Annotated in this window: 20 protein-coding genes; 7 read left to right on the top strand and 13 right to left on the bottom strand. The window is 59.5% G+C overall.

Going from position 1 to position 19,940, the window contains the following annotated elements:
- Window positions 1-347 precede the first annotated feature (347 nt).
- The 3 genes from KGB21_RS21780 to KGB21_RS21770 are packed head-to-tail and all read right to left on the bottom strand — an operon-like array spanning window position 348 to window position 3,620.
- A complete protein-coding gene (locus tag KGB21_RS21780; protein WP_034150002.1) occupies window positions 348-1,352 on the bottom strand; it encodes a 4-hydroxythreonine-4-phosphate dehydrogenase PdxA in 1,005 nt (334 codons plus the stop codon).
- Entirely contained in the window at window positions 1,349-2,305 is a 957-nt protein-coding gene (locus KGB21_RS21775; RefSeq protein WP_223506678.1) for an amidohydrolase family protein, read from the bottom strand. The genes KGB21_RS21780 and KGB21_RS21775 overlap by 4 nt, the downstream gene beginning before the upstream one ends.
- Window positions 2,298-3,620 (bottom strand): MFS transporter, encoded by a 1,323-nt coding sequence (locus KGB21_RS21770; RefSeq protein ID WP_034150004.1) that lies wholly within the window; start codon window positions 3,618-3,620, stop codon window positions 2,298-2,300. The genes KGB21_RS21775 and KGB21_RS21770 overlap by 8 nt, the downstream gene beginning before the upstream one ends.
- Window positions 3,621-4,125: 505 nt before the next feature.
- On the opposite strand from KGB21_RS21770, the gene KGB21_RS21765 reads away from it, so the two are divergent.
- The 4 genes from KGB21_RS21765 (at window position 4,126) to KGB21_RS21750 (ending at window position 8,266) form a co-directional block, all read left to right on the top strand.
- Window positions 4,126-5,142, top strand: a complete 1,017-nt coding sequence (locus KGB21_RS21765) for a Bug family tripartite tricarboxylate transporter substrate binding protein (RefSeq protein ID WP_034150005.1) — start codon at window positions 4,126-4,128, stop codon at window positions 5,140-5,142.
- Between the two features lie 53 nt (window positions 5,143-5,195).
- The gene (locus KGB21_RS21760) at window positions 5,196-5,729 is read left to right on the top strand and encodes a tripartite tricarboxylate transporter TctB family protein (protein WP_034150006.1); all 534 of its coding nucleotides are present in this window, start codon (window positions 5,196-5,198) and stop codon (window positions 5,727-5,729) included.
- A complete protein-coding gene (locus KGB21_RS21755; protein ID WP_223506677.1) occupies window positions 5,726-7,255 on the top strand; it encodes a tripartite tricarboxylate transporter permease in 1,530 nt (509 codons plus the stop codon). Before KGB21_RS21760 ends, KGB21_RS21755 begins: the two co-directional genes overlap by 4 nt.
- Window positions 7,256-7,324: 69 nt before the next feature.
- Window positions 7,325-8,266: a LysR family transcriptional regulator gene (locus KGB21_RS21750; protein ID WP_034150008.1), complete on the top strand. Its 942-nt coding sequence runs from the start codon at window positions 7,325-7,327 to the stop codon at window positions 8,264-8,266.
- 69 nt (window positions 8,267-8,335) lie between these two features.
- On the opposite strand, the gene KGB21_RS21745 is transcribed toward KGB21_RS21750, so the two are convergent.
- The 4 genes from KGB21_RS21745 to cysK form a co-directional block, all read right to left on the bottom strand.
- Window positions 8,336-9,199 carry a DMT family transporter gene (locus tag KGB21_RS21745; RefSeq protein WP_034150009.1) on the bottom strand — a complete coding sequence of 288 codons (864 nt, stop codon included), beginning with the start codon at window positions 9,197-9,199 and terminating at the stop codon, window positions 8,336-8,338.
- A gap of 96 nt (window positions 9,200-9,295) precedes the next feature.
- The gene (locus KGB21_RS21740) at window positions 9,296-9,460 is read right to left on the bottom strand and encodes a hypothetical protein (protein ID WP_223506676.1); all 165 of its coding nucleotides are present in this window, start codon (window positions 9,458-9,460) and stop codon (window positions 9,296-9,298) included.
- Window positions 9,461-9,666: 206 nt separating this feature from the next.
- Window positions 9,667-10,605: an aspartyl/asparaginyl beta-hydroxylase domain-containing protein gene (locus KGB21_RS21735; protein ID WP_223506675.1), complete on the bottom strand. Its 939-nt coding sequence runs from the start codon at window positions 10,603-10,605 to the stop codon at window positions 9,667-9,669.
- 231 nt (window positions 10,606-10,836) lie between these two features.
- Window positions 10,837-11,811, bottom strand: a complete 975-nt coding sequence (gene cysK, locus KGB21_RS21730; RefSeq protein ID WP_034150011.1) for a cysteine synthase A — start codon at window positions 11,809-11,811, stop codon at window positions 10,837-10,839.
- Window positions 11,812-11,939: 128 nt separating this feature from the next.
- Here cysK and KGB21_RS21725 point away from each other — a divergent pair, with 128 nt between their 5' ends.
- Complete coding sequence (locus KGB21_RS21725) at window positions 11,940-13,016, top strand: DUF748 domain-containing protein (protein ID WP_223506674.1); 1,077 nt, start codon at window positions 11,940-11,942, stop codon at window positions 13,014-13,016.
- On the opposite strand, the gene KGB21_RS21720 is transcribed toward KGB21_RS21725, so the two are convergent.
- Together KGB21_RS21720 and KGB21_RS21715 are read right to left on the bottom strand one after the other, a co-directional pair.
- Window positions 13,013-13,513, bottom strand: coding sequence for a DUF2442 domain-containing protein (locus KGB21_RS21720; protein ID WP_223506673.1), 501 nt, complete (start codon window positions 13,511-13,513; stop codon window positions 13,013-13,015). The genes KGB21_RS21725 and KGB21_RS21720 overlap by 4 nt on opposite strands.
- Window positions 13,501-13,731 (bottom strand): DUF4160 domain-containing protein, encoded by a 231-nt coding sequence (locus KGB21_RS21715; RefSeq protein ID WP_034150014.1) that lies wholly within the window; start codon window positions 13,729-13,731, stop codon window positions 13,501-13,503. Before KGB21_RS21715 ends, KGB21_RS21720 begins: the two co-directional genes overlap by 13 nt.
- A gap of 202 nt (window positions 13,732-13,933) precedes the next feature.
- Between KGB21_RS21715 and KGB21_RS21710 the strand changes: the two genes are divergently transcribed.
- Together KGB21_RS21710 and KGB21_RS21705 are read left to right on the top strand one after the other, a co-directional pair.
- The gene (locus tag KGB21_RS21710; RefSeq protein ID WP_034150015.1) at window positions 13,934-14,779 is read left to right on the top strand and encodes an AAA family ATPase; all 846 of its coding nucleotides are present in this window, start codon (window positions 13,934-13,936) and stop codon (window positions 14,777-14,779) included.
- A gap of 18 nt (window positions 14,780-14,797) precedes the next feature.
- Entirely contained in the window at window positions 14,798-15,976 is a 1,179-nt protein-coding gene (locus KGB21_RS21705; protein WP_027925858.1) for a vWA domain-containing protein, read from the top strand.
- Window positions 15,977-16,089: 113 nt separating this feature from the next.
- Here KGB21_RS21705 and KGB21_RS21700 read toward each other — a convergent pair whose 3' ends face one another.
- From KGB21_RS21700 to KGB21_RS21685, 4 genes are all read right to left on the bottom strand, one after another.
- On the bottom strand, window positions 16,090-17,007 hold the full coding sequence (locus tag KGB21_RS21700; RefSeq protein WP_223506672.1) for a biotin-dependent carboxyltransferase family protein: 918 nt from the start codon (window positions 17,005-17,007) through the stop codon (window positions 16,090-16,092).
- Window positions 17,004-17,708 carry a 5-oxoprolinase subunit B family protein gene (locus tag KGB21_RS21695; protein WP_034150017.1) on the bottom strand — a complete coding sequence of 235 codons (705 nt, stop codon included), beginning with the start codon at window positions 17,706-17,708 and terminating at the stop codon, window positions 17,004-17,006. Before KGB21_RS21695 ends, KGB21_RS21700 begins: the two co-directional genes overlap by 4 nt.
- Complete coding sequence (locus KGB21_RS21690) at window positions 17,705-18,457, bottom strand: 5-oxoprolinase subunit PxpA (RefSeq protein ID WP_223506671.1); 753 nt, start codon at window positions 18,455-18,457, stop codon at window positions 17,705-17,707. The genes KGB21_RS21695 and KGB21_RS21690 overlap by 4 nt, the downstream gene beginning before the upstream one ends.
- 73 nt (window positions 18,458-18,530) lie before the next feature.
- Window positions 18,531-19,817 (bottom strand): MFS transporter, encoded by a 1,287-nt coding sequence (locus tag KGB21_RS21685; RefSeq protein WP_034150019.1) that lies wholly within the window; start codon window positions 19,815-19,817, stop codon window positions 18,531-18,533.
- Between the last annotated feature and the right edge of the window lie 123 nt (window positions 19,818-19,940).

The raw sequence follows: 19,940 nt of genomic DNA, 5'->3' as shown, positions 1-19,940 counted from the left end.
GCGATAGCAACCTGGCAGTCACTTCAAGGGTGTCTGCCAGACCGCATCGCCAGCAAGCCGGCTCCTACAGGGGAATTGGATTGATCAAAAATTCGGAGACACCACCAATCACTGTGGGAGCTGGCTTGCCAGCGATAGCAACCTGGCAGTCACTTCAAGGGTGTCTGCCAGACCGCATCGCCAGCAAGCCGGCTCCTACAGGGGAATTGGATTGATCAAAAATTCGGAGACACCACCAATCACTGTGGGAGCTGGCTTGCCAGCGATAGCAACCTGGCAGTCACTTCAAGGGTGTCTGCCAGACCGCATCGCCAGCAAGCCGGCTCCTACAGGGGTATTGGGTTGTGTCAGTAGCTGTTGCCACCCATCCGGCAAGCAATCTCAAACGCCTGGCGAGTCGCGCCCACATTCGCCTTGCCCTGCCCCGAGATATCGAACGCGGTGCCGTGGGCCGGGGTGGTGATCGGGATCGGCAGGCCACCCTGCACGGTGACGCCACGGGAGAAGCCCATCAACTTGATCGCGATCTGACCCTGGTCGTGATACATGGTGACGACCGCATCAAAGGCACTGGCATCGCCCTGGACCTTGAGGAAAATCGTGTCCCCCGGGTACGGCCCTTCCGCCGCAATCCCCAGCGCCTGCGCCTTGCGCACGGCCGGGCCGATGATGTCCAGTTCTTCGCGGCCGAAGGAGCCGTTGTCACCGTTGTGCGGATTGAGTCCGCAAACACCGATGCGCGGTTTTTCCAGACCATTGCGCTTGAGCGCGGTGTCGATCAGTTGAATCGCTTCCACCACCCGCTGCTCACTGAGCAGACCGGAGACTTCGGACAGCGCCACATGAGAGGTCACCCGCGACGTCCAGAGGTTGTCGAGCACGTTGAACTCACAGAACGGCCCATGGAAATCCAGCAGCTCGGCGAACCAGTGCAGCTCGTCGTTGTGCGCCATGCCGGCCATGTGCAGCGAAGTCTTGTTGAGCGGCCCGAACAGAATCGCATCGGTAGTCCCGGCCTCGGTCAGGCGTAGCGCCACTTCCAGGGTATCGAGGCTGTAGCGACCGCCGATGACACTGGCCTCGCTGCGCGGGAATTCACCGACGGTGTCACCGCGAAAATCGTAGAACAGCGGCGTGTCATCACCGAACGACAACTGCTCCAGCGACTCCACTCGACGATAGGGAAATTCCATTCCGGCGATGCGCATGCCGCGCCGCATTTCCGCCTCGTCGGCAATCAGAATCACATTGGCCTGGCTGCGCGCTTCCGGCTCGGCGAGCAAGCGTGCGATCAGTTCCGGGCCAATGCCCGCCGGATCACCCAGGACCATCGCGATGGTTGTCTTGTTCATGCTTCACTCCTCAAGGATTCAGGCTGCGCCCGGTCAATGGCGCAAGGTTCGCAGCGATAGATGCGCTGCGCGTTGCTGTAGAACAGTCGCTCCTGATCGGCAGTCGGCAGATCAGCGACGATGGATTTGAAACCGCTGTAGATGTCATCGAACGAGCCGCACAGGCTGTCCACTGGAAAGTTGCTGGCGAACATCGCCCGCTTGGTGCCAAACATGGCGATGATTTCGCGCACGATCCAGGCGTTGTCGATGGCGCGCCACGCCCGCCCTGCCTGGCCGAGCCCGGAAATTTTCACCTGCACGTTCGGCCACTCCGCCAGCCGCGCCATCGCCGCGCGCCATCCGGCCAGACCTTCGGCGCTGCGATCATTGGGCAACCCGGCGTGGTTGAGAATCAGGGTGATACCTGGAAAGTCCCGGGCCAGGCGTTCAGCTTCGGGCAGGTTCCACCAAGGGGTTTGCAAGTCGAAATGCAGGCCGAGCCCTTCCAGCGCGGCGTAACTGCGTCGCCAATGTTCGTTGCTCATCAAGCTGCGCACACGGCCGAATTGCTGGGGTGAAGTCGGCCCGCCAGGCTTGTGCCGAACACTGCGCACGCACTTGTACGTGGCTTGCTCGTGAAGCACCGCGACGGCGTCGGGGTGGTCGAGAAAGGCTTGCGCGACGATCGCATTCGGCACGCCATAACGGGCGGCCAATTGTTCGATGAAACGGGTTTCGCCAATCGGGTCTTGGGGGTTCCATTCGGTCTCGACATACACCGTTTGCACCACCCGATGGTCACCGGCATCGGCGAAGTAATCCTCGGGAAAATAGCGGCGCTTGATCGAACTGTAGTCGCCGTAGCGGAACGGAATATTCGCTTCGGGCGCCAGCCAAGGGTGGTCATTGATCGATGGATCCCAGAAGTGATGATGGGCATCGATGATCGGTCCATTCCAGCGTTCACCCATAACGCACCTCGTCGAGACTGATGAACATCGTTGCCAGCACAAACACGGCGGAACACGCGGCAAAGAAACCGAGTACCGGGGCGAAGCCACCGGTCATTTGCAGGATGACGCCCACCAGGATCGGCACCGCGATCCCGCCGGTGCTGCCGGCCATGTTCATCACCCCACCGATCAACCCGACCCGCGCCGGCGCTGCCAGCAAAGCGGGGAAACTCCAATAGAGGCTGCCCCACATCAGGAAAAACGCGGTCATGGCCAACAGCGCCACGGCCGCAAAAGGATTGCTCAGGGTCGGCAACAACAGGAACGCGCCGAGGGCCACCAGGCCGGAAAACGCCAGCAGGCTCTTGACCGCCACACCACGGCTGACGCCCTTGCGGATTAAGCCGTCGCAGAGGAAACCGCCCGTCAACGAACCCAACGCGCCGCAGACGAAAATCACGAAGGTCGCCGCGCCAATGCCCTTGATATCAAAGCCCCGCGCTTGTGCCAGATAACTCGGACCCCAGGTCAGCAGACCGAAGTACACCATCGCCCAGCTGGCACGACCGATCAGCAAACCGCTGAGGGAACGAGCGGCGATGCCCAAGCCTTTGACCGGTGCGCGAGCGGCTTCAGCGGCTGGCGTGGCGCGCCCGGCGTTGATCTTTTCAAGCTCCATGGCGTTGACTTGCGGGTGGGTGGTCGGGTCATCACGCAGATAACGCCGAGCCAGCCAGGCCAGCGCCAATGTCGCGACGCCAGCGATCACGAAGGCCAGGCGCCACGAGTCCAGCGAAGCAATCAGATAGGCAATGATCAACCCACCGAGCGCCACGCCCAGCGGACTGCCGCTGTCCATCAGCACCGCGCCGCGACTGCGTTCGCTGGGCGCCAGCCACAGGGAAATCAGCTTGCCGCCGGACGGGAACAACGGCGCTTCCGAAGCCCCCAACGCCACCCGGGCAAACAACAACGACAAACCGCCGGTGGCAAACGCCGCCAGCACCTGGAACGTGCCCCATAACCCTGTGGACCAGCTGATGACCCGATGCGGGCCGAAGCGGTCGATCATCCAGCCGCCAGGAATCTGCAACAGCGCGTAAGCCCAAAAGAAGCTGCTGAGGATCAGCCCCTGCATGCTTGGAGAAAGGGAAAATTCCTGGGCGATGGTCGGCATGGCGATGGACAGCGACACCCGATCGATCAGATTGACCATGGTCAGCGCGAAGATGATCGCGAAGATCCGCCAACGCACATTGCTGGCCTTCAAAGCAGTGGCCTGCGGGATCGCTGCTGCGGTCGTCAGGTTCAGGGAAGCACTGGGACGAGCCATGGTGCGTACCTCTTTTATTATTTTTGTGGGGTGCAAACATCAACCTGTAGGAGCCGGCTTGCTGCGGGCGGCGTTCCGACGATCGCGGCGCATCAATCAACATTGATGGCGCCTGTCACGCCGCTATCGCCAGCAAGCCGGCTCCTACAGGGTTGTGCCGTTTTTTCCACGGCGTTGTTGAGCACTATCGAAGGCTCTGTGATAACCGTCTAATCAAAACTTGAAATCAGGTGATAGCTTCGGGTTATGGCATACCCCGCTTTCAATGGGCTTTCACCCTTCCCTTACTATTTCGACTTGTTACGAAAAATGCTCTAGCGCAATGCTCCGAGCAAGATCCGTGGCTTTTCCGTTTGAGAGCTATAACCCCAGGCTATCGGTGTATGTATTGTTTTGACTAGACGCGGAGGCGGCGGCTTCCCACACTCAGTCCAAGGCTTGCGGCTTAACCGCTCAAACAAGTCGCTCATAACAATTACAAAAACACAGATACGAGGCCCTTCCCATGCGAAATGCATTCGTCCGTCGCTCTTCCCGTCTGTTTCTTGGCTGCACGCTGATCGCCGCCGCAACCCTTCCCGCTCTCGCTCAGGCCGCCTGGCAACCGGACAAGAACGTCGAAATCGTGGTCGCCGGTGGCCCTGGTGGCGGCACTGACCAACTCGGTCGCCTGATCCAGTCGATCATCACCACGCACAAGTTTCTCGACGTCAATACCATCGTCCTCAACAAGGGCGGCGGCAACGGCGCCGAAGCGTTCCTCGACATGAAAATGAACAAGGGCGATGCCGAGAAACTGGTGATCGGCACCAACAACATCTACCTGTTGCCGCTGGTGTCCAAGCTCGGGTACCAATGGCAGGAGCTGACGCCGATTGCCGCCGTGGCCGAGGATGACTTCATTCTCTGGAGCTACAAGGATGCGCCATGGAAAGACGCAAAAGGCTTCTACGAAGCGGCCAAGGCTGATCCATCGAAGCTGCGCATGGGCGGCAGCCAGTCCAAGGATGTCGACCAGACTTTGACCCTGCTGCTCAACCAGACCAACAACAGCAAACTGGTGTACATCCCGTTCAAGAGCGGCAGCGAAGCCGCGACTCAATTGGCCGGCAAACACATCGCCGCAAACGTCAACAACCCGAGCGAAAGCATCAGCCAATGGCGCGGCGACCAGGTCGAGCCGCTTTGTGTGTTCAGTAAGGAACGCATGAGCTATACCGAGAAAGTCGCCGGCGATAAATCCTGGGCCGACGTGCCGACCTGCCACGAACAAGGCCTGGGCATCGATCAATACCGCTTCCCACGTACCGTGTTCATGCCCGGCGACATCACTGCCGAGCAACGCGCGTTCTACGTCGAGCTGATGCGCAAAGTCACGCAGACCGATGAGTTCAAGGCCTACGTGAAGCAGAACGCTCTGGTGCCAACCTTCCTCGAAGGCGAGCCGCTGACCGCCTACATCGAAAAAGACACCGCCCGCGTCACGCCGGTATTCAAAGAAGCCGGCTGGCTGAAAAACTAAGGTTGTCACGGCCGCTCGCCTGCGGGCGGCCGTCATCTGCTGGAGGTGTTTTCATGTCTCATTCCTCGGATTCACCCGCGTTCGTCGGTACCCGTTGGGTCGAGCTCGGCCTGGCGATCTTCACGGCGCTGATTGGCGTGGTGGTGATGTTCGGCAGCGTCGAACAAGGTATCGGTTGGGGCGATGCCGGCCCCGAGCCGGGTTACTTCCCCTTCTACATCGGCCTGATGTTGAGCGCCGCGAGCGTCGCTAACGGCGTGCTGACCGTGGTCCGCTGGCAAGCGCTGAGCATTGCATTTGTCAGCCGCAGTGCGTTCAAGCAAGTGTTGTCGGTGTTCATCCCGATTGCGCTGTTCGTCGGTGCCATGCCGCTCACCGGCATCTACGTCTCCTCGGCGTGCTTCATCGCCTGGTTCATGTGGCGTGACAAGGTCCGCGCCAAGCCTTATGGCAAATTGATGATCGGCACGGTATCCCTCGGCGCGGTACTCGCCAGCTACCTGATTTTCGCGCTGTGGTTCAAGGTCCCGCTGGATGCCGGCCCGTTGGGCGACTGGATTGCCCTGGCCGGGAGAAATTTCAAATGAGCGAATTCGATTCCCTGTTGCAAGGCATGAACCTGATCCTGACCCCGGGCCACATCGGCCTGATGGTGATCGGCGTGCTGCTGGGCATTCTGGTCGGCGTGTTGCCCGGCCTCGGCGCCCCCAACGGTGTGGCGCTGTTGCTGCCACTGACGTTCACCATGTCGCCGGTGTCGGCGATCATTCTGCTGTCGTGCATGTATTGGGGTGCGCTGTTTGGTGGCTCGATCACCTCGATCCTGTTCAACATCCCCGGTGAGCCCTCATCGGTGGCGACGACGTTTGACGGCTACCCGATGGCCCGCGAAGGTCGCGCCGCCGAGGCCCTGACCGCTGCGTTCAGTTCGGCACTGCTCGGCGCGCTGGCCGGGGTGTTGTTGCTGACTTTCCTCTCGACCAAGATTGCCGCGTTCGCCATGTCATTCAGTTCACCCGAGTTCTTCGCGGTGTACCTGTTGGCGTTCTGCACTTTCATCGGCATGAGCAAGAACCCGCCGCTGAAAACCGTGGTGGCGATGATGATCGGTTTCGCCATGGCGGCGGTCGGCATGGACACTGTGTCCGGCAACCTGAGATTGACGTTTGATCAACCGATCTTGATGACCGGCATCAGCTTCGAAGTGGCGGTGATTGGTCTGTTCGGTATCGGCGAAATCCTCTGCACGGTCGAGGAAGGCCTGGTATTCCGTGGCGAACATGCGCGCATCACGCCGATGGTGATCTTGCGTACGTGGGCCAAGTTGCCGCGCTACTGGTGGACCATCGTGCGCAGCACCCTGGTCGGTTGCTGGATGGGCATTACGCCTGGCGGGCCGACCGCTGCCTCGTTCATGAGCTACAGCCTGGCGCGGCGTTTCTCGAAAAACCGCGACAACTTCGGCAAGGGTGAACTGGAAGGCGTGATCGCCCCGGAAACTGCCGACCACGCGGCCGGCACCAGCGCGCTGTTGCCAATGCTGACCCTGGGCATTCCCGGCTCGGCCACGGCGGCGGTGATGCTCGGCGGTTTGATGATCTGGGGCCTGCACCCCGGCCCGACGCTGTTCGTCGAGCAGCATGATTTTGTCTGGGGCCTGATCGCCAGTATGTACCTGGGCAACGTGGTGAGTCTGATCGTAGTGTTGGCCACCGTGCCGCTGTTCGCCTCGATCCTGCGCATTCCGTTCTCGATCATCGCGCCGATCATCATTATGGTCTGCGCCATCGGTGCCTACTCGGTGCACAACTCGTTCTTCGACGTGGTGCTGATGCTGGGCTTCGGCGCGCTGGGTTATCTGTTCAAGAAACTCGGCTACCCGATCGCGCCGCTGGTACTGGCTGCTGTGCTGGGCGACAAGGCCGAAGACGCGTTCCGTCAGTCGATGCTGTTCTCTGACGGGCACCTCGGGATCTTCTGGTCCAACCCATTGGTGGGCAGCCTGACCACGGCAGCGCTGCTGATGCTGTTCTGGCCGCTGATTTCCAAGGCCTTGGCAACGTTGATGGGCCTGCGCAAACCTCACGTCGCCAAGCCAAAATCGGTGCTGTGACACGCAATGCTGGCAACGCCTGACATTTGTTGTCAGGCTTGCCGCAGTCCCTTTTGCGAGCACGGCCCAATGTCCCGAATTCCTGATGCCAACGTGATCCACAGTCGACTGCGTCTGCGCCAATTGCGGCTGATGCTGGCACTCCAGGAATTCGGCTCGTTGCGCCGCGCCGCCGACCACATCGGCATGACCCAACCGGCCGCCACCAAGATGCTGCACGAGGCTGAGGATTTGCTCGGCGTCGAGCTCTTCGAACGTCTGCCTCGGGGCATGCGCTCTACCCCGTTCGGGGAAACCGTCATCTACTACGCACGCATGGTGTTTGCCGAACTCAGCGGCATGCGCGAAGAGCTGGTGGCGCTGCAATCGGGCAACCTCGGCCGAGTCGCCGTCGGCGCCATTCCGGCGCTGGCCTCGGGGCTGTTGACCCGCACCATCGCCACGTTGAAGCAAAGCCATCCACGCTTGTCCATGAGCATTCAGGTCGATACCAGCGACGTGCTGGTGCAGGCGCTGTTGCAAGATCAACTGGACATCGTGCTGGGCCGGATTCCGCCCGGTGCCCGAGCCGAAGAACTGCTTTTCGACAGCCTTGGTGAAGAAGAACTGTGCGTGATTGCCGGTGCGCAAAATCCGCTGGCGCAGGAGAAGCATCTGGGTTGGGCGGAATTGCAGAACATGACTTGGGTACTGCAACAGCAGCCAAGCCCGATGCGCGCGATCATCAATCAGGTGTTCCACAATGCGCGGGTCGACATCCCCAACAGCATCGTCGAAACCACTTCGATCATGACCCTGCTCTCATTGATTCAGCAGACCGATATGCTCGGTGTCACCCCGGTGTCGGTGGTCGAGGATTATCCCGGCCGTGATCTGCTGGCGGTGTTGCCGATCAAGTTCGAAGCACGACTGCCGCCGTACGGGCTGATCACTCGCCGCCATCGCATTCAATCCTCGGCGATGCAGGCGTTCATGAACTCGGTGCGCGCCGAACATGCGCTGACAAAATAAAACGGTTCTTCACGGATAACGCAAAACCTGTAGGAGCCGGCTTGCTGGCTCCTACAAGGGTGGCGAGTTTTAACCGGTTTTACGGAACACGAACACCAGACCGACGATGATCAGCAACATGCCGAGGATGCTCAACATCGCGAGGCGATTGCCGAAAATCAGGTAGTCCATGACTGCCGTCACCGCTGGCACCAGGTAAAACAGACTGGTGACATTCACCAGATTGCCCCGGGCGATCAAGCGGTAAAGCAACAACGTCGCCAGCACCGACACCACCAGCCCCATCCACAACACCGGCACGATAAAACCACTGCTGTGCTCGAAGTGGAACGGCTGGAACGGCACGAAAATCCCGCACAGCAACAGCCCGGCCAGATACTGCACCGGCAACGTGCCGAGAGGATTATCGGTGATGCGTTTCTGCATGATCGAGCCAAACGTCATGCTCGCCAGCGCCAGCAGACCGAAGAGCATCCCGGCAAGCGACATGCCGGCCAGACCGATGCCCTGGTAGACCACCATGATCAACCCGGTCAGCCCCAGCAACAGGCCGAAGATCCGGCTGGCCGAGCGCTGACGCTCCATGATCACCACTGTGAGAATCGGTTGCACGCCCATGATCGTCGCCATCACCCCCGGCGTCACTTTCAGGTCGAGGGCCAGCAGATAAAAAATCTGATAAGCCCCCAGCAACACCACACCCGTGGCCATCGCATACAACATCGGCTTGCCGCCCTTGGGCAACTTCAGCTTGAGCAACGGCACCAGCAGGATCAAACCGCACAAAGCGATGGCGAAGCGAATCAGCAGAAACGCAAACGGCGACGCATGGGCCAGGCCCCATTTGGAGAAAATCGCCCCGCTGCTCCACAGCAAAACGAACAGGCTCGTGGACGCCGCCGCGAGCGCGGATTTTTTCGTAAGGACAAACATGAATACCACCTGTAGTCAGGCAAAAAGCCAACTCAGCCGAAGCTGAAATTCAGTCGTTTTGTTTAGATGGGCGCAGGTAACAGCAGAAATCGCTGATCAGCCCGAAACGCCAACACCCGGCGGCGAGACCACCGCGCACACTGGCGTGCGACTGACAGGAGGGGGGTAATGACTGATCTGCCCCGGCTGCTGATTCCCGCACGGCACGACGCCAGCGTTGATCGCTGAATCGACTACCGCGTTGACGAGGGATGCAGGCATTGGGTTGATCTTTTCTTGAGGGATAAAAAAGTGAGTCCTGAAACTCACTGCGCGCTGACTATAACCAGCGCTCGACACATATTGCAATGAGTTGATTGAACTCGCCGCAGACCTGTAGGAGCCGGCTTGCTGGCGATAGCGCAATGTCTGCGATATCAAGGTTGATGGTTCGGCCGCGATCGCTGGCAAGCCAGCTCCTACAGATCTCACCCAAACAACCAACACCCCAACAACGTCAGTACCGCCACCGCCAGCACTGGACGCAAGACTCGGTAGGCCTTGGAGTTACGACGCTTCCACTGCTTCACCACATCGCTGACCTTGTCGCTGAATTTTTTGCTCCAGGCGTAAGCCTGATTGATCCCGCCAACGGGTTCGTCATCGAGGTTCTGCGGGGCGGTGGCGCGGCCCAGAAGATCGCTGATCCAGCGGTTGATGCCCGTCATCAAGCGGTTGCTCAGTGGCCGCTCAATGTCGCAGAACAGGATCACCCGCGTCTTGTCAGTTTCGTTCTTGACCCAGTGCACGTAGGTTTCATCGAACATCACATCTTCACCGTCGCGCCAGGCGTAAACCTGACCGTCGACGAAGATGCGGCAATCGTCGGAATTGGGTGTCGACAGGCCCAGGTGATAACGCAGGGAACCGGCAAAGGGATCGCGATGGGGATTGAGGTGGCTGTTGCCCGGCAGCAGCGCGAACATGGCGCCGCGGACTTTGGGAATACGGCTGAGCAGGGCCACGGTGTTCGGGCACAGGAGATCTGCCGAGGGCAGCGATTTGTCATACCACTTGAGGTAAAAACGCTTCCAGCCTTTCTTGAAGAAAGAACCGAAACCGGCGTCATTGTTCTTCTCGGCGGCGCGGATGTAGCCCTCGTCGAACAGGTGCATCGCTTCCTCGCGAATGACCTGCCAATTGTCCTTGAGCACGTCCAGTTCAGGGAACTTGCTACGGTCCAGATAGGGTTTCGAAGGTACCTCGGAAAACAGGTACATCAGAGCGTTATAGGGTGCGAACAGCGCCGAATGGTTAACGAATTGACGCAGGACCGGCAAACGCGCCTTGCCACGCAAATGCACGTAGAGGGTACTGCCGAGAAACAGCAGCAACAGCGACGCCTTGGCGACAAATGAAAAGGTCATCAACAACTCCTTGGCAGTAGACTCTTTGCACAACGCCATTTACCCGACGTCGCAGGCGGCATGATAAATACTGCCAACCCATGAAAAAACTGCCTGTCTCAGCATTCACTCTTAACGGTTGTGCAATAAAGCACTGATTAACACAGCGGTCCTGAACGCCGGCTGACCCGAATCAAACTCGCCGTGGTGGGAGGATTTACCCCCCCTCCACTCTCTTTCCAAAAGAAGCTGTTACTGCTGATTCTCCTGGTCGGTAAACAGATCGCTGAACAGCATGCTCGACAGGTAGCGCTCACCAGAATCCGGCAAAATCACCACAATGGTCTTGCCCTGCATCTCCGGGGTCTCCGCCAGGCGTACCGCCACCGCCATCGCCGCACCGCAGGAAATACCGCACAAAATGCCTTCTTCCTGCATCAAGCGCAGAGCCATGGCCTTGGACTCCTCGTCGCTGACCAACTCCACGCGGTCGACGATCGACAGATCCAGATTTTTCGGCACAAACCCGGCGCCGATGCCCTGGATCTTGTGCGGGCTCGGCTTGATCTCTTGACCGGCCAACGCCTGGGTGATCACCGGCGACACCACTGGCTCCACCGCCACCGAGATAATCGGTTTACCCTGGGTATTCTTGATGTACCGCGAAACGCCGGTAATGGTTCCGCCTGTGCCGACGCCTGCCACCAGGACGTCAACAGCACCATCGGTGTCATTCCAGATTTCCGGCCCGGTGGTTTTTTCATGGATGGCGGGGTTGGCCGGGTTATCGAACTGTGCCGGCATGAAATATTTCGAAGGATCGCTGGCAACTATTTCGCCCGCCTTCTCGATGGCGCCTTTCATGCCCTTGGCCGGCTCGGTCAACACCAGCTCAGCACCCAGCGCCTTGAGCACTTTACGGCGCTCGATGCTCATGGACGCCGGCATGGTCAGCATCAATTTATAGCCACGCGCGGCGGCCACAAAGGCCAGGCCAATGCCGGTATTGCCGGAGGTCGGTTCGACGATGGTCATGCCAGGCTTGAGTTTGCCGGTGCTTTCGGCGTCCCAGATCATGTTGGCGCCGATCCGGCACTTGACGGAATAACCCGGGTTGCGCCCTTCGATCTTGGCCAGGATGGTCACACCGCGCGGGGCGATACGGTTGATCTGCACCAGCGGTGTATTGCCGATGGAATGGGCGTTGTCAGCGTAAATGCGGCTCATGGCTGGGTCCTTACTACAGCATTTAATAAGCGCACAAAGGTATGCCTGTTACCGTTAGGCGTCCAGTCAGGTCGAACGTCCGGAGCCCCGCGCAGTCAATGGCTTTAGAACGCCAGAGATTTGCCACCATGAAACGTCGATACAGCTGGCCCCTATGGACCTTCGCCGGCCTCGTTGTGCTGCTGATTGCCCTGCACTTCGCGCTGCCCTACCTGGTCCGCGATTACCTCAATGACCGATTGGCGGACATGGGCGACTACCGCGGTCAGATCACCGATGTGGACCTGGCGCTGTGGCGTGGGGCCTACAAAATCAACGGCCTGAAAATCGTCAAAGTCGACGGCAAGGTGCCGGTGCCGTTCGTCAATGCGCCGTTGATCGATCTCTCGGTCAGTTGGCACTCGCTGTGGTACGACCACGCGGTCGTAGCCGAGGTGCGGTTCGTCAATCCCGAAGTGAACTTCGTCGACGGTGGCGCCAACAAGAAAAACTCCCAAACCGGTCAAGGCACCGACTGGCGTGCCCAATTGGGCAAATTGCTGCCGATCACGTTGAACGAAGTAAAGATCGATGACGGCAAGATCACCTTTCGAAACTTCAACTCCAAACCGCCCGTGAACATGAACGCCACCAAGGTCAACGCCAGCATTTACAACCTGACCAACGTAGTCGATACCGAAGGCAAACGCGACGCGCGCTTCGAAGGCAAAGCCCTGCTGCTGGGGCACGCGCCTCTGGAAACCACAGCAACCTTCGATCCGCTGAGCAACTTCGAGGATTTCGAATTCCGCCTGCGAGCCAGGGACATCGAGCTCAAACGCATGAACGACTTTGCCTCGGCCTACGGCAAATTCGACTTCAATGCCGGCCATGGCGACGTGGTAATCGAAGCACAGGCCAAAAAGGCGAAATTAACCGGCTACATCAAACCGCTGCTCAAAGACGTCGACGTGTTCAACTGGCAGCAGGACGTGGAAAACAAGGACAAAGGGATTTTTCGTTCCATATGGGAAGCCATCGTCGGTGGCTCCGAAACGGTATTGAAAAATCAGGGCAAGAACCAGTTTGCCACCCGCGTCGAACTGAGCGGCAACGTACATCGGCAAGATATCAGCGCGTTCCAGGCGTTTTTGCAGATTTTACGCAATGGTTTCATCCAGGCCTTCAATGCGCGTTATGAACGACCCAAGCCAGATGCCGGTTAACGTTTGCGCGTGACGGTGTAGCGGCCGGAGTCCTCGGCCGCGCGTGGCTGCTTCGTTTGCTGTTGCAGAAAGTCCCAGCCAAGGCAGGCCAGGGCAAGTGATCGGGGCACCGCTTCGCGACCGCTGCTGTACCGGCTGATGCTGCGGGCACTGACCCCCAATGCCTCGGCCGCCTGGTTGAGGGGCAATCCAGTACGAGCACGCCAGTCAATGAAGATTCGGGTGTTTTCATCCGAAGAGTTTTGCGCGAGTGCATCCAGGTACAAAGTGTCGGCGCCAATCTGAATGTCCAGCTCTGGCCACTCCACACACCAGCCATCATCACCGAGCGTCGCATCATTGAATGCGTTTCCCTGTAATGGCTGCAACCCTGGAAAGGTCTCAAGATCGCGGCTCAGGTCGAGCGTCAGTTGCTGGCCGTCGATAAAGGTCAGCGCCAGCCGGTGATTCGGCAATGCCCGCACCGCCGACAGCCGTGGTCGTTTCATGGGTAACATCGTTTCCAATCCTCCAGCAATTGCGTCTGGTGGGCCCTGACCCATTCCAGTGCTTCCTTGATAATCAGCGGCGGTGCCTTGCCTACCATCACTTCGACGGTTTCCAGGCTCAACATGACGTCCAGCCCGCCACCGGTCAGGTGTACATGGGGCGGCGGATGATCCTTCTCGCGCAACTGAATGCGGTACGTATCGCGAAATCGATATTTAGTAGACATGCCCGGCAAGCTATCGCCAAAATGGCGATATCTCAATACTGGCCAGCCGCCGAAACCAAGTCAAGATGTGACGCCCCATTCAGAGACTGAATAAGCCGTCTGCGTTCACAGTCGACCGGGCAGCGCGTTATAGTCGGGTACTACAATTATTGCGCCCCGCCCTGCCTCGTTCAGGTCGGCGTTACCGTTCGAGGATTAGCAGATGAAGTTCGAAGGCACCCAGGCCTACGTCGCCACCGATGACCTGAAGCTGGCAGTCAACGCCGCCATTACCTTGGAACGGCCATTGCTGGTCAAGGGTGAGCCGGGCACCGGCAAGACCATGCTCGCCGAGCAACTGGCCGAATCCTTTGGCGCCAAGCTGATCACCTGGCACATCAAATCCACCACCAAGGCGCATCAGGGTCTTTACGAGTACGACGCGGTCAGCCGCCTGCGTGATTCGCAACTGGGGACGGAAAAGGTCCACGACGTTCGCAACTATCTGAAAAAGGGCAAGCTCTGGGAAGCGTTCGAATCCGAAGAGCGGGTGATTCTGCTGATCGACGAAATCGACAAGGCCGACATCGAGTTCCCTAACGACCTGTTGCAAGAACTCGACAAGATGGAGTTCTACGTTTACGAGATCGATGAGACCATCAAGGCCAAGAAACGCCCGATCATCATCATTACCTCCAACAACGAAAAAGAGCTGCCAGACGCCTTCCTGCGCCGCTGCTTCTTCCACTACATCGCCTTCCCCGACCGCACCACCCTGCAGAAAATCGTCGACGTGCACTACCCGGACATCAAGAAAGACCTGGTCAGCGAAGCGCTGGACGTGTTCTTCGACGTGCGCAAGGTGCCGGGCCTGAAGAAAAAGCCTTCTACGTCCGAGCTGGTGGACTGGCTAAAGCTGCTGATGGCCGACAACATCGGCGAAGCGGTGCTGCGTGAACGCGATCCGACCAAAGCCATTCCTCCGCTGGCCGGTGCGCTGGTGAAGAACGAACAGGACGTGCAACTGCTTGAGCGCCTGGCGTTCATGAGCCGTCGCGGCAGTCGTTGATCATCCGGGGCAAATACCATGCTGCTCAACCTGTTCAATGAAATGCGCGCAGCCAAGGTGCCGGTCTCGGTACGCGAGCTGCTGGACCTGATCAACGCGCTGAAACAGCGCGTGACCTTCGCCGACATGGACGAGTTTTACTACTTGTCCCGGGCGATCCTGGTGAAGGACGAAAAGCATTTCGACAAGTTCGACCGGGCCTTTGGTGCTTACTTCAACGGCCTGGAAAAACTCGACGATCACTTGCAGGCCCTGATCCCCGAAGACTGGCTGCGCAAAGAATTCGAGCGCTCGCTGACCGACGAAGAGCGGGCGGCGATTCAGTCGCTCGGCGGGCTGGACAAGCTGATCGAAGAGTTCAAGAAACGCCTGGAAGAACAGAAGGAGCGCCACGCCGGCGGCAACAAGTGGATCGGCACCGGTGGCACCAGCCCGTTCGGTTCCGGCGGTTTCAACCCGGAGGGCATTCGGGTCGGCGATGCCGGCAAGCGCCAGGGCAAAGCGGTCAAGGTCTGGGATCAGCGCGAATACAAAAACCTCGACGATTCAGTGGAACTGGGCACGCGCAACATCAAGGTCGCCTTGCGGCGATTGCGCAAGTTTGCCCGCCAGGGTGCGGCGGAAGAACTGGACATCGATGGCACCATCGACCACACCGCCAAAGATGCCGGGTTGCTGAACATCCAGATGCGTCCAGAGCGGCGCAACACCGTGAAGCTGTTGCTGCTGTTCGACATCGGCGGCTCGATGGACGCCCATGTGAAAATTTGCGAGGAGTTGTTCTCAGCCTGCAAGACCGAGTTCAAGCATCTGGAATATTTCTACTTCCACAACTTCATTTATGAATCGGTGTGGAAGAACAACATGCGCCGCACCTCCGAGCGCACGTCGACCCAGGACCTGTTGCATAAATACGGCGCCGACTACAAAGTGATTTTTATCGGTGACGCCGCCATGGCGCCCTACGAAATCACCCAGGCCGGCGGCAGCGTCGAGCACTGGAACGAAGAAGCAGGTTACGTGTGGATGCAGCGGTTCAAGGAGAAGTACAAGAAGCTCATCTGGATCAACCCGTATCCGAAGGACACTTGGGGCTATACCTCGTCGACCAATATTGTGCGGGATTTGATTGATGACCAGATGTATCCGCTGACCCTTCGCGGTTTGGAGGAAGGGATGCGGTTTCTTTCCAAATAACACACTGAACCTGTGGCGAGGGAGCTTGCTCCCGCTGGGTTGCGAAGCGACCCCTTTTCTCAAAAAAATGGGACTGCTGCGCAGTCCAGCGGGAGCAAGCCCCCTCGCCACAGTTAAAAGCGCTGTAGATATTCGACGTGCTCCCGATGCGCCACTTCCTGCACCACCGGCCGTAACCGCACCTGCGCCCCCGGCAGACACTGCGCCAGCCGCGCCAATGCCAACGGCGTCAACGCTCCCAACCGTGGATAACCGCCAATGGTCTGCCGGTCATTGAGCAACACAATCGGTTGCCCGTCCGGTGGCACCTGCACCGCACCCAGCGGAATCCCCTCGGAAATCATCGGTTTGCCCTGGTACTGCAAGGGCGTGCCCAACAGACGAATGCCCATTCGGTCGGCGCGGCTGTCGAGGCTCCACACGCTGTTGAACGCGTCGAACAGACTTTGCCCGCTGAACTCGCCGATCTGCGCACCGAGCACCACGTCCAACGGTTCGTTGAGGTTCAGAACCGGTCGCTGCTCTGACGACAACTCCCGCAACAACATGACCGAATTCCCCGAATAACCCAGCGACTCGCCCCTGCCCAGCGCTCGGCCCATCCCGTCCAGTCCACCAAGCTCTTCACGCACTACCGTCGAGCTACTGCCCAATACCCTCGGCGCATCGAAGCCACCCGGCGCGGCCAGATAAGCGCGGGCGCCGAGCAATGGCTGGGTGAATTGCAATCGCTGGCCCTTATGCAGCCTGAAACTGCGCCACGGAGCCAGCGGCTCGCCGTTCACCTGCGCGCCAAGATCCGCCCCCGCCAGCGCCAGCACGCAATCGTCTTCGGCCACGACACTGAACCCGCCCAGGGTGATTTCGATCACCGGCGCATCCAGTCCATTACCCAGCAACCAATTAGCCCACGACATCGAACGCCAATCGGCCGCGCCGCCCTGGGTCACGCCCAGATGCCGCACGCCGAAACGACCGGCATCCTGCAACAGGCACAACGGCGTACTCGCTTCAATCGTCAGTCGGCTCATGCCTGCGCCTCCAATGGCGTGTCGTCGCCGCCCAGGTTGATGAACTCGGCATGGCCGATCGCTTCGAAACGCACGGTGTCACCCGGTTGCATCAGGCTGTAGCCGTCGCGGTGGCGGTCGAACAATTTGGCTGGCGTTCTGCCGATCAGGTTCCAGCCGCCCGGAGAAACCACCGGATAGGCCGCCGTTTGCCGCTCAGCGATGCCGACGCTGCCAGCGGCGACCCTCTTGCGCGGTGTGTTCAGACGCGGTGCGGCCAGCACTTCTTCCACTAAACCCATGAACGCGAACCCCGGCGCAAAGCCCAAGGCGAACACCTGATATTCACGCTCGCAGTGCCGACGGATCACCTCCGCCACCGCCAAGCCGCTGCGCTGCGACAACAGGTTCAGCTCCGGCCCGACGCTCAAGTCGTACCAGACCGGCAGCACATGACATTTGCCACCTGTGCGTGCATTGGGCGATAGATCGATTAACGCTTCAGCGATTAATTCCCGAGCCTGGACCGGGCTCAACGCGGTCAGGTCGTAATGCACCATCAACGTGGTGTAAGACGGCACCAAATCGATCAAATGCTCACCGAATGCAGCCCGCAGACTTTCGCTGGCAGCAAGCATCCAAGGCATGTTGGCTTCGGCAATTTCATCGAACAGACGCACCATCAGGCAATCGAGCGCGACCACTTCTACCCGCAGTTTCATGACGCGCTCTGCTGATTCAGGGCTTCACGAATGCGCTGCACGGCGGCCACCGAGCTGGTGTTGTCGCCGTGCACGCACAGGGTGTTGGCCTGCAAATGCAAGGCGCTGCCATCGCTGGCGGTAAGGTGATCGCCACGGGCAATGATCAGCGCCTGCTCGATGATTTTTTCCGGATCGTGATGCACCGCCCCCGGCAATTGACGCGACACCAGCATGCCGGCGCTGTCGTAGGCGCGGTCGGCGAAGGCTTCGAACCACAACGTCACACCGTACTCCTCGCCCAACTGCTGCGCGGCGCTGTTGTCGCGGGTGGCCATCAGCATCAACGGCAAGCTGCGGTCATAGGACGCCACGGCTTGCAGCACCGCACGCAATTGCGCCGGGTTGGCCATCATGTCGTTGTACATCGCACCGTGGGGTTTAACGTAGCTGACGCGCCCGCCCTGGGCCCGGCAAATACCGTCTAGGGCGCCGATCTGGTAATGCAGAATGTCCTGAAGTTCCTGGGTGGAATAAGCCATGGAACGACGGCCAAATCCCACCAGATCCTGATACGCCGGGTGCGCACCAATCTGCACGCCGTGGCTGAGGGCCAGGCTGACGGTCTTGCGCATGATGCTCGGGTCGCCGGCATGGAAACCGCAGGCGATGTTGGCGCAATCGATGAAGGGCATGACCTCGGCGTCCAGACCCATGGTCCAGTTGCCGAAGCTCTCGCCGATGTCGCAGTTCAGTAGCAGGCGGCTCACGATGAACACTCCTGTAGGCTTTATTCTTTTTAGCTGCGGGACACATCCGTAGGACATGCCCGCAGGTTATCAGTTACTGGGCGTCGAGTTGCTTGCCACGGGTTTCCGGCAGGCTAAGCGCCGCGAGGATGACCACGCCGTAGGAAACCGCCGCAAAGGCACCGATTCCTACACTCAGCGGCACTGTCTGGCTGAGCAGGCCGATTAACAGCGGGAACAACGCCGCCAGCGCCCGACCGATGTTGTAGCAGAAACCCTGGCCCGAACCGCGAATGCGCGTAGGGAACAATTCGGTCAGAAACGCACCCATGCCGCTGAAGATGCCCGAGGCGAAGAAGCCCAGCGGAAAGCCCAGCCACAGCATCACGCCGTTACTGACTGGCAGTTGGGTGTACAGCAAGACGATGGTGAACGAACCCACCGCGAACAGGATGAAGTTCTTTTTGCGCCCGAGGATGTCGGTCAAATAGGCGCTGATGACGTAGCCGACGTAGGAACCAATGATCACCATCGCCAGATAACCGCCGGTGCCGAGTACGCTCAAACCGCGTTCGTTCTTCAGAAAAGTCGGCAACCAGGACGTGATCGCGTAATAGCCGCCCAATGCGCCAGTGGTCAGCAACGAAGCGCGAATCGTGGTGAAGAGCATGCCAGGGGCGAAGATCTCGTAGAACTTCGACGGGTTGCTCGGTTCCTGCCTGGCTTTGGCTTCGCGGTAGATTTCCGGGTCTTTCACCAGGCGGCGCACGAAGATCACGAAAATCGCCGGCACGATGCCGAGGATGAACAGTGCGCGCCAGGCGTCTTCCGGCGGCATGATCGAGAACAGCAGCGCATACAGGATCGCCGTCAGTCCCCAGCCCAGCGCCCAACCCGATTGCACCATACCCACGGCCTTGCCACGGTCCTGAGCGCGAATGACTTCGCCGATCAGCACCGCGCCGGCCGTCCACTCACCGCCGAAGCCGAAGCCCATCAATGTGCGCGCGATCAGCAGCTGCTCGTAGTTTTGCGCGAAACCGCAGAGGAAGGTGAAGAAGGCAAACCACAGCACCGTCAGTTGCAAGGTGCGCACGCGACCGATGCGGTCAGAGAGAATCCCCGCCACCCAACCACCGATGGCCGAAGCGATCAGCGTGCTGGTATGAATCAGCCCGGCCTGGCCGGTGGTGATGCCCCACATGGCAATCAGGGTTGGCACCACGAAGCTGAGCATCTGGGTGTCCATGCCGTCCAGGCCATAGCCGATCTTGCAGCTCCAGAAGGTGCGGCGTTCCTGCTGATTGATATTGCGATACCAGTCGAAAGGTCCCGGGCGAGCCGAGGCTTTCGGAATGAAGGGGGTGTCGGGCGCACTCATGGCAAATCTCCGCGCTGATTTTATTGGTATTGTTCTGAGCCCCGACGACGCCTATCGTGGGAACCGGATGGCCTGATTCTTGGGCGCCTGCCCCCGCTGCGTCCAACTAATAAAAACCCGCCT

The organism is Pseudomonas sp. GL-RE-29, assembly GCF_019947275.1.
Classification (GTDB): Bacteria; Pseudomonadota; Gammaproteobacteria; order Pseudomonadales; family Pseudomonadaceae; genus Aquipseudomonas; species Aquipseudomonas fluorescens_A.
Note: the sequence above shows the minus strand (reverse complement) of the source record. Positions and strands in the feature narration are given on the sequence as shown.

Bases quoted from the DNA above. Each gene is read 5' to 3' on its own strand.
- KGB21_RS21695 (WP_034150017.1), bottom strand. From the start codon at position 17,708: ATGAAACTGCGGGTAGAAGTGGTCGCGCTCGATTGCCTGATGGTGCGT.
- KGB21_RS21700 (WP_223506672.1), bottom strand. From the start codon at position 17,007: ATGAGCCGACTGACGATTGAAGCGAGTACGCCGTTGTGCCTGTTGCAG.
- cysK (WP_034150011.1), bottom strand. From the start codon at position 11,811: ATGAGCCGCATTTACGCTGACAACGCCCATTCCATCGGCAATACACCG.
- KGB21_RS21685 (WP_034150019.1), bottom strand. From the start codon at position 19,817: ATGAGTGCGCCCGACACCCCCTTCATTCCGAAAGCCTCGGCTCGCCCG.
- KGB21_RS21715 (WP_034150014.1), bottom strand. From the start codon at position 13,731: ATGTCTACTAAATATCGATTTCGCGATACGTACCGCATTCAGTTGCGC.
- KGB21_RS21725 (WP_223506674.1), top strand. From the start codon at position 11,940: ATGAAACGTCGATACAGCTGGCCCCTATGGACCTTCGCCGGCCTCGTT.
- KGB21_RS21775 (WP_223506678.1), bottom strand. From the start codon at position 2,305: ATGGGTGAACGCTGGAATGGACCGATCATCGATGCCCATCATCACTTC.
- KGB21_RS21780 (WP_034150002.1), bottom strand. From the start codon at position 1,352: ATGAACAAGACAACCATCGCGATGGTCCTGGGTGATCCGGCGGGCATT.
- KGB21_RS21735 (WP_223506675.1), bottom strand. From the start codon at position 10,605: ATGACCTTTTCATTTGTCGCCAAGGCGTCGCTGTTGCTGCTGTTTCTC.
- KGB21_RS21760 (WP_034150006.1), top strand. From the start codon at position 5,196: ATGTCTCATTCCTCGGATTCACCCGCGTTCGTCGGTACCCGTTGGGTC.
- KGB21_RS21705 (WP_027925858.1), top strand. From the start codon at position 14,798: ATGCTGCTCAACCTGTTCAATGAAATGCGCGCAGCCAAGGTGCCGGTC.
- KGB21_RS21710 (WP_034150015.1), top strand. From the start codon at position 13,934: ATGAAGTTCGAAGGCACCCAGGCCTACGTCGCCACCGATGACCTGAAG.
- KGB21_RS21755 (WP_223506677.1), top strand. From the start codon at position 5,726: ATGAGCGAATTCGATTCCCTGTTGCAAGGCATGAACCTGATCCTGACC.
- KGB21_RS21765 (WP_034150005.1), top strand. From the start codon at position 4,126: ATGCGAAATGCATTCGTCCGTCGCTCTTCCCGTCTGTTTCTTGGCTGC.
- KGB21_RS21740 (WP_223506676.1), bottom strand. From the start codon at position 9,460: ATGCCTGCATCCCTCGTCAACGCGGTAGTCGATTCAGCGATCAACGCT.
- KGB21_RS21750 (WP_034150008.1), top strand. From the start codon at position 7,325: ATGTCCCGAATTCCTGATGCCAACGTGATCCACAGTCGACTGCGTCTG.
- KGB21_RS21720 (WP_223506673.1), bottom strand. From the start codon at position 13,513: ATGTTACCCATGAAACGACCACGGCTGTCGGCGGTGCGGGCATTGCCG.
- KGB21_RS21745 (WP_034150009.1), bottom strand. From the start codon at position 9,199: ATGTTTGTCCTTACGAAAAAATCCGCGCTCGCGGCGGCGTCCACGAGC.
- KGB21_RS21770 (WP_034150004.1), bottom strand. From the start codon at position 3,620: ATGGCTCGTCCCAGTGCTTCCCTGAACCTGACGACCGCAGCAGCGATC.